Annotated in this window: 13 protein-coding genes; 8 read left to right on the top strand and 5 right to left on the bottom strand. The window is 41.3% G+C overall.

The window, feature by feature from the left end:
* Positions 1-34 precede the first annotated feature (34 nt).
* From FH971_RS11840 to FH971_RS11830, 3 genes are read right to left on the bottom strand one after another with little or no spacing between them, the layout of a single operon-like run.
* Positions 35-1,027: a peptidoglycan binding protein CsiV gene (locus FH971_RS11840; RefSeq protein WP_137226821.1), complete on the bottom strand. Its 993-nt coding sequence runs from the start codon at positions 1,025-1,027 to the stop codon at positions 35-37.
* Entirely contained in the window at positions 1,027-4,554 is a 3,528-nt protein-coding gene (mfd, locus tag FH971_RS11835; RefSeq protein ID WP_140234430.1) for a transcription-repair coupling factor, read from the bottom strand. The genes FH971_RS11840 and mfd overlap by 1 nt, the downstream gene beginning before the upstream one ends.
* Before the next feature lie 54 nt (positions 4,555-4,608).
* The gene (locus tag FH971_RS11830) at positions 4,609-5,208 is read right to left on the bottom strand and encodes a hypothetical protein (protein WP_140234429.1); all 600 of its coding nucleotides are present in this window, start codon (positions 5,206-5,208) and stop codon (positions 4,609-4,611) included.
* A gap of 157 nt (positions 5,209-5,365) precedes the next feature.
* Between FH971_RS11830 and FH971_RS11825 the strand changes: the two genes are divergently transcribed.
* From FH971_RS11825 to FH971_RS11805, 5 genes are read left to right on the top strand one after another with little or no spacing between them, the layout of a single operon-like run.
* Positions 5,366-6,610 (top strand): lipoprotein-releasing ABC transporter permease subunit, encoded by a 1,245-nt coding sequence (locus tag FH971_RS11825; RefSeq protein ID WP_140234428.1) that lies wholly within the window; start codon positions 5,366-5,368, stop codon positions 6,608-6,610.
* Positions 6,610-7,329: a lipoprotein-releasing ABC transporter ATP-binding protein LolD gene (lolD, locus tag FH971_RS11820; RefSeq protein ID WP_140234427.1), complete on the top strand. Its 720-nt coding sequence runs from the start codon at positions 6,610-6,612 to the stop codon at positions 7,327-7,329. The genes FH971_RS11825 and lolD overlap by 1 nt, the downstream gene beginning before the upstream one ends.
* On the top strand, positions 7,326-8,567 hold the full coding sequence (gene lolE / locus FH971_RS11815) for a lipoprotein-releasing ABC transporter permease subunit LolE (RefSeq protein ID WP_140234426.1): 1,242 nt from the start codon (positions 7,326-7,328) through the stop codon (positions 8,565-8,567). The genes lolD and lolE overlap by 4 nt, the downstream gene beginning before the upstream one ends.
* Before the next feature lie 24 nt (positions 8,568-8,591).
* Entirely contained in the window at positions 8,592-9,173 is a 582-nt protein-coding gene (locus FH971_RS11810; protein WP_140234425.1) for a GNAT family N-acetyltransferase, read from the top strand.
* Positions 9,174-9,187: 14 nt separating this feature from the next.
* Entirely contained in the window at positions 9,188-9,430 is a 243-nt protein-coding gene (locus FH971_RS11805) for a DUF3624 domain-containing protein (RefSeq protein ID WP_140235582.1), read from the top strand.
* 58 nt (positions 9,431-9,488) lie between these two features.
* Here FH971_RS11805 and FH971_RS11800 read toward each other — a convergent pair whose 3' ends face one another.
* Positions 9,489-10,280 (bottom strand): siderophore-interacting protein, encoded by a 792-nt coding sequence (locus tag FH971_RS11800; RefSeq protein ID WP_140234424.1) that lies wholly within the window; start codon positions 10,278-10,280, stop codon positions 9,489-9,491.
* Between the two features lie 200 nt (positions 10,281-10,480).
* Between FH971_RS11800 and FH971_RS11795 the strand changes: the two genes are divergently transcribed.
* Positions 10,481-10,912 carry a MarR family winged helix-turn-helix transcriptional regulator gene (locus tag FH971_RS11795; RefSeq protein ID WP_137226830.1) on the top strand — a complete coding sequence of 144 codons (432 nt, stop codon included), beginning with the start codon at positions 10,481-10,483 and terminating at the stop codon, positions 10,910-10,912.
* 73 nt (positions 10,913-10,985) lie between these two features.
* Here FH971_RS11795 and FH971_RS11790 read toward each other — a convergent pair whose 3' ends face one another.
* Entirely contained in the window at positions 10,986-11,495 is a 510-nt protein-coding gene (locus tag FH971_RS11790; protein WP_137226831.1) for a DUF2062 domain-containing protein, read from the bottom strand.
* Between the two features lie 31 nt (positions 11,496-11,526).
* Between FH971_RS11790 and FH971_RS11785 the strand changes: the two genes are divergently transcribed.
* Positions 11,527-14,022: a DNA internalization-related competence protein ComEC/Rec2 gene (locus FH971_RS11785; protein WP_140234423.1), complete on the top strand. Its 2,496-nt coding sequence runs from the start codon at positions 11,527-11,529 to the stop codon at positions 14,020-14,022.
* Positions 14,023-14,059: 37 nt separating this feature from the next.
* The gene (gene msbA / locus FH971_RS11780; RefSeq protein ID WP_137226833.1) at positions 14,060-15,862 is read left to right on the top strand and encodes a lipid A export permease/ATP-binding protein MsbA; all 1,803 of its coding nucleotides are present in this window, start codon (positions 14,060-14,062) and stop codon (positions 15,860-15,862) included.
* Positions 15,863-15,871: the final 9 nt, after the last annotated feature.

Genomic DNA, 15,871 nt, shown 5'->3' with positions numbered 1-15,871 from the left:
TGATCCGGTTTTTTAGTGTTAAGCTACTTGTGTATTAACCAGTATAAGGTACAGGTTGGCTAGCGGTAGAAGGCTCGATTAAATCAATGGGCTTAACGTTAGTAGGCTGAATCATTTTACGGATTTGCATCACAATACCCAGCTGTGGGTTATCAAAATAGTGGATTTCACCACTGCGAACTCGGCGGTTTTGGATTAACGGAATGCTTTCCAAGAACGGTGCTAATTGCTTTTTACTTTCAATGTCGAGTGCTGCATATTCGTTAAAGGCCAAAGGGCTTGATTCAACCATTTTTTGGGTTACTTTACGCAAGGCCAAATTATTTTCAATATAAAGATAATGGCTGAGATAAATGTTAATTGAACCGTCTAATTCCCATACTGGAGTGATTTTGGGCGCCTCATAAAAACTGCCTAACGCACTGAAATCAGTATTAGGCATCGCGTCTAATTGAGTTGGCTTTTTAACACTTAGACCATGATATTCAAAACTTTTAGAGAAATCCTGGCCGCCAAAAATTCGAATCGGCTTTGCTCGTCGACGTGATTGCATATTTTGTTGCCACGTTAGGTGCACTAGGCTTTTAACATAAGGCTCACGTTGAATAGTTCGAATAATATCGTTAAATTTGCCTTGGCTTTGTGCTAACAGTAATGGTCCTTGCCCTAAGTAAGCCGTTTGTGGCTTGCTGGCTGCAATATTAAATGGTACTTGGCTTGGATATGTGGTTGTAATATTACTGACTTTAGGATCATTACAGTTGCTAGCATCGCTGGCCCAGTCAGTTGAGGAGCAACCATTTAAGCCAACGGCAACCCCAGTAATATCGGTACTGATCACCGGAGTAATGATATCCACGGTGTCTTTGCTTAACTTAGGCGGTGTAGCATCTAACCACTTTTCAACTGAAGCTTGTTGGCGTTCAAATACAAATACTTCTACTTCAAACCATGATTCTGCATGGGCTGAAAAGCTGTGGGATAGCGCTGTGATAGCGGCGATAGCAATCGCAATTTTACGTAGCACTATTTAGTCTCCAAAATTTGATGTTTAGCAAACTGTTCAAGCAAGGTTTTGATTAACTCAAGACGCTCTTTACTTGTCTCAGCAGGAATGTTGAACTTTAACTTATTTGGCCCGTCCATTCGATAGATTTGTGGCTGATTTTGCAACAAACCAATGATAAACATTGGATCAACATGATTTTCTTGGCCAAATTCGACGCTACCACCTTTAGCATGCATTTCTATTTTAACAATACCCAATGCAGTTGCTTGATGTTTGTATAGGGTAATGGCCATTAAATTACGGGTTGGAGTCGGTAGCATCCCAAAGCGGTCAATAAACTCGACTTTTAGCTCATCAAGCATGGCTTCAGTTTCGCAATTCGCAATCCGTTTATACAAGGATAAGCGCATGTTGACGTCACTGACGTAATCTTCTGGCAATAATGCCGGGATCCGTAAATCAATTTCTGCTTTGGCACTCATCATGTAGGCTAGCGAAGGCTCTTTGCCTTCTTTGAGGGCTTTCACCGCAGACTCAAGCATTTCCATGTATAAACTGAAACCAATTTTTGAAATATGACCACTTTGTTCATCACCGAGTAACTCACCGGCACCACGGATTTCTAAATCTTGGGTGGCCAGTAAAAAACCGGCGCCAAGATCTTCAAGTGCATCAATTGCAGCAAGACGTTTACGTGCGTCAGCGGTCATGCGTTTAGGATGTGGTGTCATCATATAGGCATAGGCTTGATGATGTGAACGTCCAACACGACCTCGGAGCTGATGCAACTGTGCTAAACCGAACATATCAGCTCGGTCGATAATGATGGTATTGGCACTGGGTACGTCAATACCCGTTTCAATAATGGTGGTACACACCAACACGTTAAACCGCTGATGATAAAAGTCTGACATGACTTTTTCTAAGTCGCGTTCGCGCATTTGACCATGGGCTGTGATAACACGAGCTTCTGGAATTAAATCACGAATGTTTTGCGCGGTCTTTTCAATGGTTTCAACATTGTTGTGTAAATAATACACTTGGCCACCACGTAAAATCTCACGCAAAATGGCTTCTCGTGCCGTGGCTTTATCATATTCACGTACAAAAGTTTTTACCGCTAACCGTTTGGCTGGTGGCGTGGCGATAATCGATAAATCACGCATGCCTGACATGGCCATATTGAGGGTTCGCGGAATTGGTGTGGCCGTTAAGGTTAAAATGTCGACATTGGCTCGAAGTGCTTTAATCTTTTCTTTTTGTCGCACACCAAAACGGTGTTCTTCGTCGATGACTAACAAACCTAGGTTGTCGAAGTTAGCTTCTGATGACAGTAATTTATGGGTACCGATAACAATATCGACTTTTCCCTCTGAAAGCTGTTGGACCACACCAGTTTGTTCTTTGGTGGTTCTAAAGCGTGACATGACTTCAATAACAATCGGCCAATCGGCAAAGCGGTCTTTAAAGTTTTCGTAGTGTTGCTGGGCCAGCAAAGTAGTCGGTACTAACACCACTACCTGTTTACCGGCATTAACAGCGACAAATGCCGCACGCATGGCCACTTCTGTTTTACCAAAACCTACATCACCGCATACTAAGCGATCCATCGCGGTTGGTGCTTGCATGTCTTCAAGTACGGCATGAATAGCACTTTCTTGATCGACCGTTTCTTCAAACGGAAAGCCTTGGCTAAATTGTGCGTATTCTTGTTCATCAATATTCATCGCTTCACCCGGACGAGCTTGGCGACGGGCATAAACATCGAGTAATTCTGCTGCTACATCCCGAATTCGTTCTATGGCTTTTTTCTTGGCTTTGGCCCAGGTTTCGTTACCCAGTTTATTTAAATGGGCATCACCATCACCACTGGCGTTAAAACGGCTAATTAAGTGCAGTGATGAAACCGGAACATACAGTTTGTCGCCACCGGCATATTCTAGTTTTAAATATTCAGCAACTAAACCGCCGGTATCGAGAGTTTCCAATCCTTGGTATAACGCCACACCGTGTTCAAGATGCACGATAGGTTGGCCGACTTTCAGTTCGGCTAAGTTTTTGACTAATACATCTGAGCTAACTTGTTTTTGCTTCTCTCGGCGGCGTTGCTGTGAGATACGTTGACCAAACAATTCGGTTTCACAAATGATGCTCACGACACCTTTTGGGGTGTCTGTTAACACACAACCACGGGCTAAAGGTGACACGATTAAACCGATATTGTCTTTGGCTGCTAGGTAGTCGCTTAGGTGCTCAAACAGTTTGGGTTTAATGCCAATTTTTGCAAATAAGTCTAATAAGGCTTCACGGCGGCCTTCAGATTCAGCACTGAACAGTAGTTGTGGATGTTTTTGACTGTATTCTTCTAATGCTATAAGAGGTTGTTTGAGTTTGTGATTAGCATTGATATCTGGCAACTTTTCAACATTAGCAATAAGGGCATGTGTTGGTAGTGCGACTTCGGCTAACGGTTCACCGGCATTATTGGTGTCGGTAGCAATATGTTGCTGTAATAACTGGGTTCGATTGTAAGATTTAAATGCCGCAAATAATTCATCATTGAGCAGATAAAGTTCTTTCGGCGCCAGTAATGGGCGCAGAGGATCGACACGTCGATCTTCGTAGCGCACATTAATTTCATGCAAGTGGGCTAAGCTGGCTTTTTCAATATTGCCTATGGTGATGAGTTGACTGTTTTGTGGCAAGTAATCAAACAACGTGGCGGTTTCATCGAAAAACAGCGGTAAGTAGTTTTCAATGCCTGCAGGCATTAAGTTACGGCTGACGAGTTGATAAACCGATTCTGCCTCTTTTGAGATCACTTCAAAGCGACGACGATAACGTTGTCTAAAGCCTTCAATAGCATGGTTGTCGGTTGGGAATTCTTTTGCTGGCAACATCCTAATAGTGTCACGGGCCATGCCTGAACGCTGTGTATCAACATCAAAATAACGGATTGATTCAACTTCGTCATCAAATAACTCTATGCGTAATGGTTGTCTAGATCCTGTCGGAAAAATATCAATAATAGAGCCACGGATAGCAAACTCACCGTGTTCGTATACTTGATCAACTAAATGATAACCCGTGTCTGTAAGGTGTTGTCTAGCTTGTTGTAATCCGTAGGTGTCGCCTTTTTTTAACACCATAACATTAGCGGTCATAAATGATTTTGGCGGTAAACGAACCATTAAGGTGTTTACGGGCACAATCACCACATTATGTTGGCTTTGGCTAATATTAGCTAAGGTTTCCAGTCGCTGGGAAATCAGGTCTTGATGTGGCGAGAAGCTATCGTAGGGCAGGGTTTCACGGTCGGGAAACAGGCACACATTCACATTGATGTGATTTAATAAATAACTCAGCTCGACCTCAAGTGACAAGGCACTGGGCGTGTCATGGGTGACAATAATACTGGTGCCAGGATGGTTATTAATTAAATTGGCTAGGGTGATGGCTTGTGAGACCCCACCTAAGGTTGCCAAAGTTTGTGTTTGTTGGCCTTTTTTTACACTCGGCGGCGTGAGTACACTAAATAGGTTCATTAAAATCTTTTTCAGTTCCGTTTTCGATCAAGTCGTATTGAATGAGGCGAGGCTTCAGCTGCGCTGCTTATCGATATTCTGTTTACGTTTTTTGAGCATTTTTTGCTGTACATTCAAACTTGCTCTGACTAATTGTTCAATATCATCTTCAAGTATTTGACTAAATTCAAGTTCACAACGCCAAAAAGCAGGTTCCGTGTCGTCATCAGTTTGTAAGGGAGTACAGGTTTTTATTTGGCAAACACACAATAATGCGACTAATTCAGTATGCAAATAGATGTGGGTTTTAACGTGTTCATTCAACTCGAGTGGCCGTGATGAAATGATACTGACCCCACTACCACCAAATTGATCGCCTTTAAATAACTCACCATCCTGAACTTCTTTTTCTAGCACATGTTGTAATACTAAATCGACTTTACGTGATTGTAGTTTTAAAAAGTCGACCACAGCTTTTGCATCATTGTCTAAATTTCGCAGTTGCAATAAGCAACTGGCTTCAAGACTTTTCACTTCTGTGAGTAATTTTAAACCGATAGATTGCATGTCGCGAAGTTCATCATCTGTGGGTAAAGGATGATTTTGGTCCCACAAAGTGAGGTACACATTAAAGTGGTGAGGCACACTAAAATAAGAATTGCTGTCAGGTATCAAGGTTTGCCTCTTTATTTATCACACTAATAGCCCTATTATCGTGCCCAAGTTAATGATTTAGCAAGTCATACAGGCTGGCTTATTGTTTTCATTTCCATATTTCGCCTGATTGTCTGATTAATACGCCCAAATGGGCACACAGGATTAGTATTTTTTTATGAATTTAGGATTTTCATTTTTCATCGGCTACCGCTATTGGCGAGCCCGAAAAGCCAATGCTTTTGCGTCTTTTATTACCTTTTTTTCGGTATCGGGTATTTTTCTTGGTGTTGCGGCATTGATTGTTGTCAGTTCGGTGATGAATGGATTAGAAGGTCAGCTAAAAAATCGCATTTTAGGTGCGGTGCCGCAACTGACTCTGATCAGTGACGTTGGCTTTAGGGATTGGCAACAAACCACTCAACGTTTGTTGGCTGATAAAGATTTATTGCAGAATATCCGCGGCATTGTGCCAAGTGCCACAACCCAAGCCATGATCCAATCGAGCAGCAACATTCAAGCGATACAAATGTACGGAGTATATCCTGAACAAGAGCAATCGTTGTCGAGCATTGCATCTCATACCTATTCTGATGCCTTTTCATCGTTACAAGCTGGAAAGTATTCAATTGTGCTTGGTACAGACCTAGCTCGTAAATTAGATGTTCGAGCGGGAGATAAGGTGAGGGTGTTAAGCGGTGATGGGGTGGTGTATTCACCTATGGGACCCGTTCCTAGTCAGCGTAAATTTACTGTTGCCGGTGTATTTGAAATGGGGTCGCAAGTCGATTCGAGTGTGGCTTATGTGCATTATAAAGATGCGCGTAAGTTGATGCGTGAAGACAGTAATAGCGTTAATGAATTACGGGTGTATTTGAACGATCCTTTTTCTGCGCCTGCGATAGCACCGAAAATAGTGGCTGCATTTGCTAAGCAAAATATTGAGATTCAAACCCGGGACTGGCGCCAAGATTATGGCCATTTATTTGCCGCCGTCAAAATGGAAAAAAACATGATGTCGTTGATGCTCAGCTTAATTGTGGCCGTGGCTGCATTTAATATTGTGTCAGCGTTGGTGATGATGGTGGTGGATAAAACCACCGATGTTGCGGTGTTAAAAACCCAAGGATTAACCACCACTTCGGTGATGAACATTTTTATTGTTCAAGGTTCGCTAAATGCATTGTTAGGGTTAATGTTGGGTGCCGCCGTTGGCATAGTGTTAACGCTCAATTTAAATGAAATATTAACAACTTTGGGTATTTCTATTTTAGGCGTAGGCCAGACATTGCCAGTGCAATTATCGCTAACGCAATTAAGTTTTATCATTTTAGGTACTTTGTTTATTACCTTAATTGCCACCCTTTATCCTGCATTGTCCGCCGCAAGGGTTCAACCTGCTACTGCTTTGAGATACGAATAATGAGTCAGACACAACAAGCGTTATTACAAGTTCAACATGTTAGTAAACATTACCATGACGGTGAAGTGACCACTCAGGTATTATCTGGTGTTGATTTAACTGTATACAAGGGAGAACAGTTAGCCATTGTGGGCAGTTCTGGGTCGGGTAAAAGTACGCTGTTACATATTATGGGCACCTTAGACACGCCCACGTCTGGAACTGTGTTGTTAGACGGCGAAGATTTATATCAATTGTCTAGTGCGCGTCAGGCGCAAATACGTAATCAAGATTTGGGCTTTATTTATCAATTTCATCATTTGTTGCCAGAATTTACCGCTATTGAAAATGTGGCAATGCCTGCATTCATTCAAGGTAGAGATAAAAAGCAATCCTTAATCGATGCGCAGAATTTACTTGAACGTGTGGGGTTAGGCCATCGTTTACAACATATCCCTGCGCAGTTATCGGGTGGTGAGCGTCAACGTGTCGCGATTGCCAGAGCGCTCATCAACAAACCAAAGTTAGTATTGGCCGATGAACCTACAGGTAATCTGGATGCCAGCAGTGGCGATAATGTTTATGCGATGATCCGCGAGTTAGCACAACAATTTGGTACGGCGTTTGTGGTGGTGACACATGATCATAAATTAGCCGCAAAAATGGATCGTCAATTGACAATGAAAGATGGCATTTTGCAAGTTGTTGCGTCTTCATCTCCTGCAGGGCTAGCCGAATGAGTAAGTGGTTACCGTTAACAATTGGCTGGCGTTTTTTCCGCGCTAGGCAGTCTAATGGCTTTATCGGCTTTATTTCGTTTGCTTCTACTGCAGGCATTGCATTAGGGGTTGGCGTGCTAATTGTGGTGTTATCTGCCATGAATGGTTTTGAAAAAGAGTTACAAGACCGTTTATTAGGCGTGGTGTCTCACGGTGAACTGGTTGGCGTTAATCAACCGATTGCCGATTGGCATGATATTGCTAAAAGCGCCGCAAATATACCACAAATCACCGGTGTTGCTCCGTTTGTTCGTTTGCAAGGTTTAGTGCAGAAACCCGGCGGTTTTCAAGGGTTAATCGTTAACGGTATTGATATTAACTATGAATCTGATGTGTCGAGTATTGCTGACTATATGTCTGCCGATGCGTGGCAGTCATTAGCCGGTGATGAAAATCATATTGTGCTCGGTCGTAGTTTATTGATCAAGTTGGGCTTAAAAGTAGGCGATACTCTGGCAATGTATACCCCTGACGCCAATAACAGTAAGTTAACCTCGGCCAAAAGCCACCGTTTTGTGGTATCTGGTGTGTATAATTTAGGTGGGGAAATTGAATCGACCCAAGCTTATGTGTCACTTAACTATTTGGCTGATTTACTTGAGTTAGGTTCCGCTGTTTCTGGGGTACGAATTCAAGTCGATAATGTGTTTAATGCGGCGAGTATTACCCGTGATTTAGGCTTTGCTCAAGAGCAATATCTTTATATCAATGATTGGACTCGCAGTCAGGGACATTTGTATCAAGATATTCAGTTAGTGCGATTAATCATGTATTTAGTGTTAGCGCTCGTTATCGCCGTGGCATGTTTCAATATAGTGTCGACACTTGTTATGGCTGTGCGTGATAAAGCCTCTGAAATTGCAATATTAATGACCATGGGGCTATCGCGTGGCGCCATTATGACCATCTTTATTTTGCAAGGTGCGCTAAATGGTGTGATGGGTTGCACTATTGGTGGCATATTAGGGGTTACTCTAGCCTATAATTTAAGTGCAATTGCTAGCAGTATTGAGCAATTACTAGGTGTTCAGTTATTGGCTTCTGATATTTATTTCATTGATTTCTTACCATCTGAATTACATTACCAAGATGTATTTGTGGTGCTGTTCATGGGGTTATTTATGAGTCTTGTTGCCACGATTTATCCAGCGTGGAAAGCAACTAAAATCGCGCCAGCTACTGCATTAGCGGGTAGATAGATTTTATAAACGAATGAGGTTGATATGGACAGTGATTCAAATTTATGTTCACTAAAATGTCCTACGTTAGCCTCGGGTAGTTTAATCATCAGGCCATTTACTCTGGATGATTTAAGCGCATTTACTGCCTATCGAGCGGATCCTAATGTTGCTCGATATCAAAGTTGGACGGATTATCACTATCAAGATGCACTAAGGTTATTCAATTCAATTAATTACCATGATTTTGCTAAAGCAGGGCAATGGTATCAATTAGCCATTAGTGATCAGCATGCGTTGTTAATGGGTGATCTGGCAGTGCATTTTATTGACGACAATCAAGTTGAAGTGGGTTTTACTGTTGCTCCAGCATTTCAAGGGCAGGGAATTGCAGCGCAAGCGCTCACGCGTTTATTGCAATATTTGTTTGTGGACTTATCTCGTCACCGAATTATCGCTCAAACTGATTGCCTTAATTTAGCCAGTGCAGCGCTTTTAGAAAAATTGCAGTTCCGTCGTGAAGGCCATTTTATTAATAATGTGTTTTTTAAAGGTGCATGGGGTGATGAATATCTGTATGCCATGTTGGCGAGCGAATTTGATAATCAATATCTTGATCATGAATGATAAAGAAAACTGTTATGGCTTGTAACCAATGCACTGATTCAATATTTAAACAAAAAATTGGTCGGTGTAAACGCTGCATGTGGCAACTAACGCTACTGAGCTTGTTTACTTGGCCCGTTTGGTGGTATTGCTACGCTGATACTCCTAAGTCAGTAGAATCTATCGCATTACTTTTCTTTGCTATTAGTTTTACGGGGTTACTTATCCTGCACTTGATCGTGTTGACTTATCGTACTCTGACACAACAGAATCAGTAAAATGGTTCAATCTATTTCAGGATAAAAAATGAGCGTTATATATTATCCTGAGCGAAGCTTAGAGCGGATTGATCTGCTTTTGTTGACCAAAGGTGTCAGCGTCAGTACCGAGCTTCCAATAGCCCGTGGCACTGATAGCGCTTAACGCTAACGACTGCTGTTCTATGAGGTGTTGCTTCACTAATCTAACTTGCGATGCTTCTAAGCCTATAAATACTTGTGTCTGTGCTGTTAAGTCCTCAAGATGTTTTATTCTATCAAGTAGCCAAGCAGCTTGTTGTTCTGCGGTTGTATTTGTCTTTACCACTAGCCATTGAATTTGTATTAGTGGATGTGGCGCCAATAATTGTTTCTCTCGTTCACTATTCACTAACATTATAATGTAACCCGTTGTTGTTAACGAAAGTCGGTTAATTATTCCATTGACTGCATTAATTGAGGTTGAGTCACCCAATAATAGATAGTTATTAGCATCGAATTTATTCATTTTGAGTAGTCCTGGCCCCGCAATGGCAAGCAAATCTCCAATATTAGCTGATTTAGCCCAATCAGTGGCTGGCCCATGATGTTTGTTAATGACAAAATCTAAGCTGAGTTGTTTGTGAATAGGATCAAATTCTCTAATCGTATATGATCGTTTAATGGCAGCGTTAGGGCCATTGAATGTCATATTTTCTGCCGATGAACCGGGTCGTGGCAATAGCACTTTCACATGAGCCCCTTGTTTATCGGCAGGGAAATCGCTTAACTGCTCGCCACTTAACACCAATCTACGAAGATAAGGGCTGATTTCGATGATGTCACTGATATAAGTTAATCTAGGTGGTTTTTTTTCTTTTGGGCTATTCATGATAACTGGCCTATCGTTGGGTGTCGCAAATAGTTGAGATTAAGTTTTGGGTATGTAGTGATTGTGTTAACATTGTCTTTGGTTGATAATATCAACTATATTGATAATTGTTGATAAAGTCAACTAGTTTGTATTGTTGCCGCTCTCTTTAACCTGATGCCGTTGTTGGTGAGGTATTTAAATGAGCTTGAGGATGTCTTATGTCTGAAAATATTAAAGAGCCACTGTTTAATTTATTGCACAGTGTAAAACGTTCATTGCGACAAGCTATTGATAGTGAAGGGTTTGGTTTAACACCTTTACACATGCGCGTGTTGAAACTCATTGCTAGCCAAGATAAAGAATATACAGCAAATGATATAGTGCAGAAAACCTTGATTGATAAGGCGCAATTGGCGCGATTAATCAAAGAACTGATTCAGTTGGAATATGTTGTAAAGATAAATAATCCACATGATAAACGCAGTTATTTTTTAGGATTAAGTCCTGCAGGTTCTGACGTTGTTACGGTTTTGTCTGCGGCAGAATCTCGCGTTAATGAAATAATGAAAAGCGGATTAACAGACCAAGAGATTGCAGATTTTTCTCGTTTGGCAAAGTTGATGGCAAAAAATTTAAATCGACATCTGTAAGTGATAAAAATATAACCCATAAAAAAGTCACGAGAGTGACTTTTTTATAATAAATGAATCAATTTGTTGAACGTTATTGGCCTTTACGTTTTTGCCATTTAAATAGAATTGAATAACGCCACATGCTTTTTATGACAATAAAGCCAATCAATGCACTAATAATACCTAACGCAATGCAACCAACGAGGAAGGGCGGACCTATAGTTGATAACGAAGCTTCAATCCATGCCCAGCTGGCTTCAAATTGAAATGCCTGTGCTTTATGCCCGAGGATTTTAGTGCCTAATAAATATGCACCATAAAACATAATGGGCATGGTTAGCGGATTAGTTATCCACACTAGTGCCACTGCAACGGGAAGATTTACGTTAAACAGTATTGCCAGTCCAGCAGCAGCTACCATTTGAAATGGCATCGGTAGCCACGCCACAAATAGTCCAACCGCAAATGCCCCAGGGGCCGATTTACGATTTAACGCCCAAAGATTAGGCTTGTGTAATAGCGTGCCAAACACCCGTAAATACTTATGATTACGGAGTGTTTCTGGTTTTGGCATATATTTTTGTATAAATTTTTTTGGCATATTTGTCGATTAATGTCTTAACTAATTCATTATGAATCGATTTATCTATGGCTTTTGCGCCTGTTCTTTATCAGCGATGTTGTGGCCTTCGCTGGCACCTATGTGGTGTGTGCCTATTTTATTCTTAGTTATGCTTGTTTGCATTCGCAAAGGGCCGCTTATGGCTGGTTGTTTATTCGCAGTCATTTGGCTTAGCCTGTTGTTTCATAGCTTATATATGCATCAATATGCTGAAAAGTCGCAACAAATCGAGTTTAAGGCGCAGATAGTATCACTAGTTAGCCAAAACAGCGACTGGATTAGTTTTGATGTGCGCGTTATTGCCGAACCAAAGCAAGACGCTTTTTTTGAGACGTTGGCGCTTAACAATGTGCAGCGATATTACCGATTAACATGGCAAAAGCCAGATAAAATTGTGATCGGCCAAATATGGCAATTTAGTGCGAAGTTGAAAGGGATCACAAGCATCCAAAACCAAGGAGGTTTTAATCAACAAAAGTACTTCATTAGTAGGCACATTATTGCTAAAGGTCGAATTAAGCAAGCTGAGTTGATTAGCAATAGTGTGTCTATGCGCCAACAAGTCATGCTTGTGTCATCGCCGATACTGTCACAATTTTCTCAGGGCGACATTTTACAAGCGTTAATCTTTGGCGATAAAAGCATGTTAACCGCGCAGCGTTGGCAACAATTACGCCAGACAGGAGCAGGGCATTTAGTTGCTATTTCAGGTTTACACTTATCGGTCGTCTTTGGTTTATTTTACGCCATAATGATTGGATTGAGCCGTTATGCTTTTTCTTGGCAACATTTAGGTAAAATACAACTCGCGATGTTGATTGCGGCACTATTTACGTTGGGTTATGGCTATTTATCTGGTTTTGCTATTGCTACACAACGTGCGTTATTGATGCTATTTTTATTGCTGATATTTAGTTTTATAAAACAATTTAGCCATCATTGGGATCGGCTGGCATATGCCTTATTTTTTGTACTATTAGTCGACCCTTTCGCATCACTTGGTGCAGGATTATGGTTATCGTTTTGCGCATTGATGATCATTTTATTATCGGTTAAGTCCGATGTCACTGAGCAACAGGCAATCTTGGATGCAGATTATACCCATCAAAGCATTGATTCCCTCCAACCCCATAACGCAAAATTTTGGGTAAATAAATTCAAGTTAATAAAAAATAAAATACTCCGTGGACTGAGTGTATTGTGGGCTATTCAATGGCGTTTAGCGCTATTACTTGGTGTATTGCAGGGCATATTGTTTGGTGGGATCTCCCCTCATAGTATTTGGCTCAATATGCTGTTAGTTCCCTGGTTTAGTTTGGTGGTTATTCCGTTAACCATGCTGAGCTTCTGCATTTGGTTGGTGGCTTTGTCTGTTATGTTGTTAGCGGGAGTTGATGCTGGGGCACATCAAAATATTGGCCTGATGATATTTCAATGGGCCAATTTAAGTCTGGAGCCATTTGGATGGTTATTACAGCTGAGTGATCACTTGCCCCTAAAACAACTGGTGTTGACAGAACAAGAACTGGCAGGGTTATTATTTTTTATTTTGGCGACCATGTTATTGATGTTGCGCGGCTATGTACCTAACAAGCTTAGATCTGTTTATCGTTTAATCGTCGTTATTTTGGTGTTACCGATTATCATGGTGAAGCTAGTCGCTCATGATCTTTTACCTACGCCTAAGTCGACATTACGCTCAACACCTTGGCAGCTGCATGTGATTGATGTAGCTCAAGGTATGGCCGTGGTTTTACAGCAAGGACGGCACGGTGTTATTTACGATACTGGCGCAGCATATGGAGATTTTAGCTATGCGCAACGCGCTATACTGCCATTTTTGGCTAGTCGAGGTATTCGTTATATTGATTTTATTGTGATAAGCCATGATGATAATGATCATGCTGGTGGATTGAATGTGTTATTGAAGCAATTTCCGCAGGCGGTATTGATAGCTGATTTCCCTATGGCTGCATCGACCTTGTCAGGTTTATCACGACCCGTGAAAACTTGTGACGGTCAGTTAAACTGGCGTGGGGTACAATTAGGTTTTATCAGTAACCAGTTAACGACAAATAGTAATGATAATAACCGTTCATGTGTTGTTAAATTGTTTGATGGTCAATCATCGGTATTGTTAACCGGCGATATTGAAGCCCCAAGAGAACATATGTTACTGATGGATAATGCTAATATTCAGGCCGATATCTTATTGGTTCCGCACCACGGTAGCCGAACTTCATCTACAGCGGAGTTTATCGATAGCGTTAATCCTCAATTAGCCATTTTTACTGCTGGCTTTTCTAATCAATACGGTTTTCCTAAGTCAGATATTGTGGATAGGTATCAACTTCATGGCAGCAACATTTTACAGACGGGCCATGTTGGCCAAATTAGCATCAGCTTTACTTCTGACGGCTATAAAGTCGCCACTTATCGTCAACAAATTGCCCCATTTTGGTACAACCGTTTGTTTAGATTTGGTGAGTCACTTAAAGCAGAGTAGAATATCATTTATGTTTGTTAGTTAAGTATTGGATTCAATGTCAGCATCACCTAAAAATGAAATGTGGGTCGTTTTCAAACGTTTGATGACCTATGTCGTACCAATGAAAACCATGTTTATTATGGCTGTACTAGGTCTTATCACCTATGGTGCTGTAGATGCGGCGTTTATTGCATTTATTAAACCATTTATCGACGAGGGATTTAGCCAAACACCGACAATAGTTGCGGGTGTCGACTTGCCGACTCATGGTGGTTTTAACGCCAACAAAGACATTATGTTAATGGCTCCAATTGCGGTCATTCTGATGTTCAGCTTACGTGGCGTGGCTAACTTTGTATCGACTTATTGCGTGTCGTATATGAGTGCACAACTCATTATGGATATGCGCCAACAAGTGTTTGAGCATTATCTGCGATTACCCGTGAGTTATATCGACCGTGAAAATAGCGGTAATTTGATTTCGCGCGTTACGTTTGATACGGAGCAAATAGCCCGTGCATCTGGTAGTGCGTTAATTTCAATTGTCCGTGACAGCATGACAGCCATCGGTATGTTAGGCATTATGTTTTATTATTCTTGGAAACTATCATTATGCATATTGGTAATAGGCCCAATAATGGGAATAGTGATCAGTATTGTTAGTAAGCGCTTTCGTAAAGTGTCTAAACAGATTCAATCTGCAATGGGTGGGGTGACTGCTACTACTGAGCAGATGATTAAGGGACATAAAAACGTATTAGTGTTTGGTGGCCAAAAAACAGAGGTTGATCGTTTCTTCCAAGTTAACGATCGTAATCGCTACCAAAATATGAAGCTTGCAGTCGCACAGTCAGTTAGCCAGCCGCTTATTATGGTAATTGGTTCGTTCGCATTGGCATTTGTACTGTATGCAGCCACTTGGGATAGCATGAAAACTGATTTAACGGCTGGTACATTTGCAGCTATTTTAGGTGCCATGCTAGCTATGTTGCAACCGATTAAAAACTTAACTCGAGTTAATGCTGAATTTCAACGCGGTATAGCAGCTTGCACAACAGTTTTTGAATTATTAGATACCGCGCCAGAACCCGATAATGGTGAGTTTAGTATTGACCGAGTACAAGGTAAGTTGACCTTTGATAATGTCACCTTTACCTATCCTGGCCAAGAAAAGCCCGCTTTAAATGGGATTGACTTTGAGGTTAAGCCGGGTAAAACCGTCGCACTCGTTGGACGTTCTGGTTCTGGGAAATCGACTATCGCCAGTCTGATCACCCGCTTTTATGGTAATTTATCAACCGGTGACATTCGTCTTGATGACACCAGTATTTATGACTATCAGCTTAAATCATTACGTAATCAAGTCGCGTTAGTGTCGCAACAAGTGACCCTGTTCAATGACACCATTGCCAATAACATTTCTTATGCCTATCCAGGTGACGTCACACGAGAGCAGATTATCCATGCCGCTGAATTAGCTTATGCGATGGAATTTATCGAAACCTTACCAGAAGGACTAGATACTCAAGTTGGCGAAAATGGCGTGTTGCTTTCTGGCGGTCAACGTCAACGTATTGCTATTGCTCGCGCCATGCTCCGTGATGCACCGGTATTAATTTTAGATGAAGCAACTTCGGCTCTGGATACCGAATCAGAAAAAGCGATTCAAAAAGGCTTAGATAATCTGCGTCATAATCGTACTTCGATTGTGATTGCCCATCGCTTATCAACCATAGAAAGTGCTGATGAAATTTTGGTTATTGATCAAGGGAAAATTGTTGAACGCGGTAATCACAGTGAGTTAATCGCTCAAGCAGGTATTTACGCTAATCTTTATCAAATGCAGTTCAGTCAATAATGATTAGGT

It is taken from the genome of Shewanella polaris (assembly GCF_006385555.1).
In the GTDB taxonomy this organism is placed as follows: Bacteria; Pseudomonadota; Gammaproteobacteria; order Enterobacterales; family Shewanellaceae; genus Shewanella; species Shewanella polaris.
Note: the sequence above shows the minus strand (reverse complement) of the source record. Positions and strands in the feature narration are given on the sequence as shown.

Excerpts from the sequence above, each read along its gene's own strand:
- FH971_RS11795 (WP_137226830.1), top strand. The coding sequence starts at position 10,481 with ATGTCTGAAAATATTAAAGAGCCACTGTTTAATTTATTGCACAGTGTA.
- FH971_RS11810 (WP_140234425.1), top strand. The coding sequence starts at position 8,592 with ATGGACAGTGATTCAAATTTATGTTCACTAAAATGTCCTACGTTAGCC.
- lolD (WP_140234427.1), top strand. The coding sequence starts at position 6,610 with ATGAGTCAGACACAACAAGCGTTATTACAAGTTCAACATGTTAGTAAA.
- msbA (WP_137226833.1), top strand. The coding sequence starts at position 14,060 with ATGTCAGCATCACCTAAAAATGAAATGTGGGTCGTTTTCAAACGTTTG.
- FH971_RS11785 (WP_140234423.1), top strand. The coding sequence starts at position 11,527 with ATGAATCGATTTATCTATGGCTTTTGCGCCTGTTCTTTATCAGCGATG.
- mfd (WP_140234430.1), bottom strand. The coding sequence starts at position 4,554 with ATGAACCTATTTAGTGTACTCACGCCGCCGAGTGTAAAAAAAGGCCAA.
- lolE (WP_140234426.1), top strand. The coding sequence starts at position 7,326 with ATGAGTAAGTGGTTACCGTTAACAATTGGCTGGCGTTTTTTCCGCGCT.
- FH971_RS11790 (WP_137226831.1), bottom strand. The coding sequence starts at position 11,495 with ATGCCAAAAAAATTTATACAAAAATATATGCCAAAACCAGAAACACTC.
- FH971_RS11825 (WP_140234428.1), top strand. The coding sequence starts at position 5,366 with ATGAATTTAGGATTTTCATTTTTCATCGGCTACCGCTATTGGCGAGCC.
- FH971_RS11805 (WP_140235582.1), top strand. The coding sequence starts at position 9,188 with ATGGCTTGTAACCAATGCACTGATTCAATATTTAAACAAAAAATTGGT.
- FH971_RS11800 (WP_140234424.1), bottom strand. The coding sequence starts at position 10,280 with ATGAATAGCCCAAAAGAAAAAAAACCACCTAGATTAACTTATATCAGT.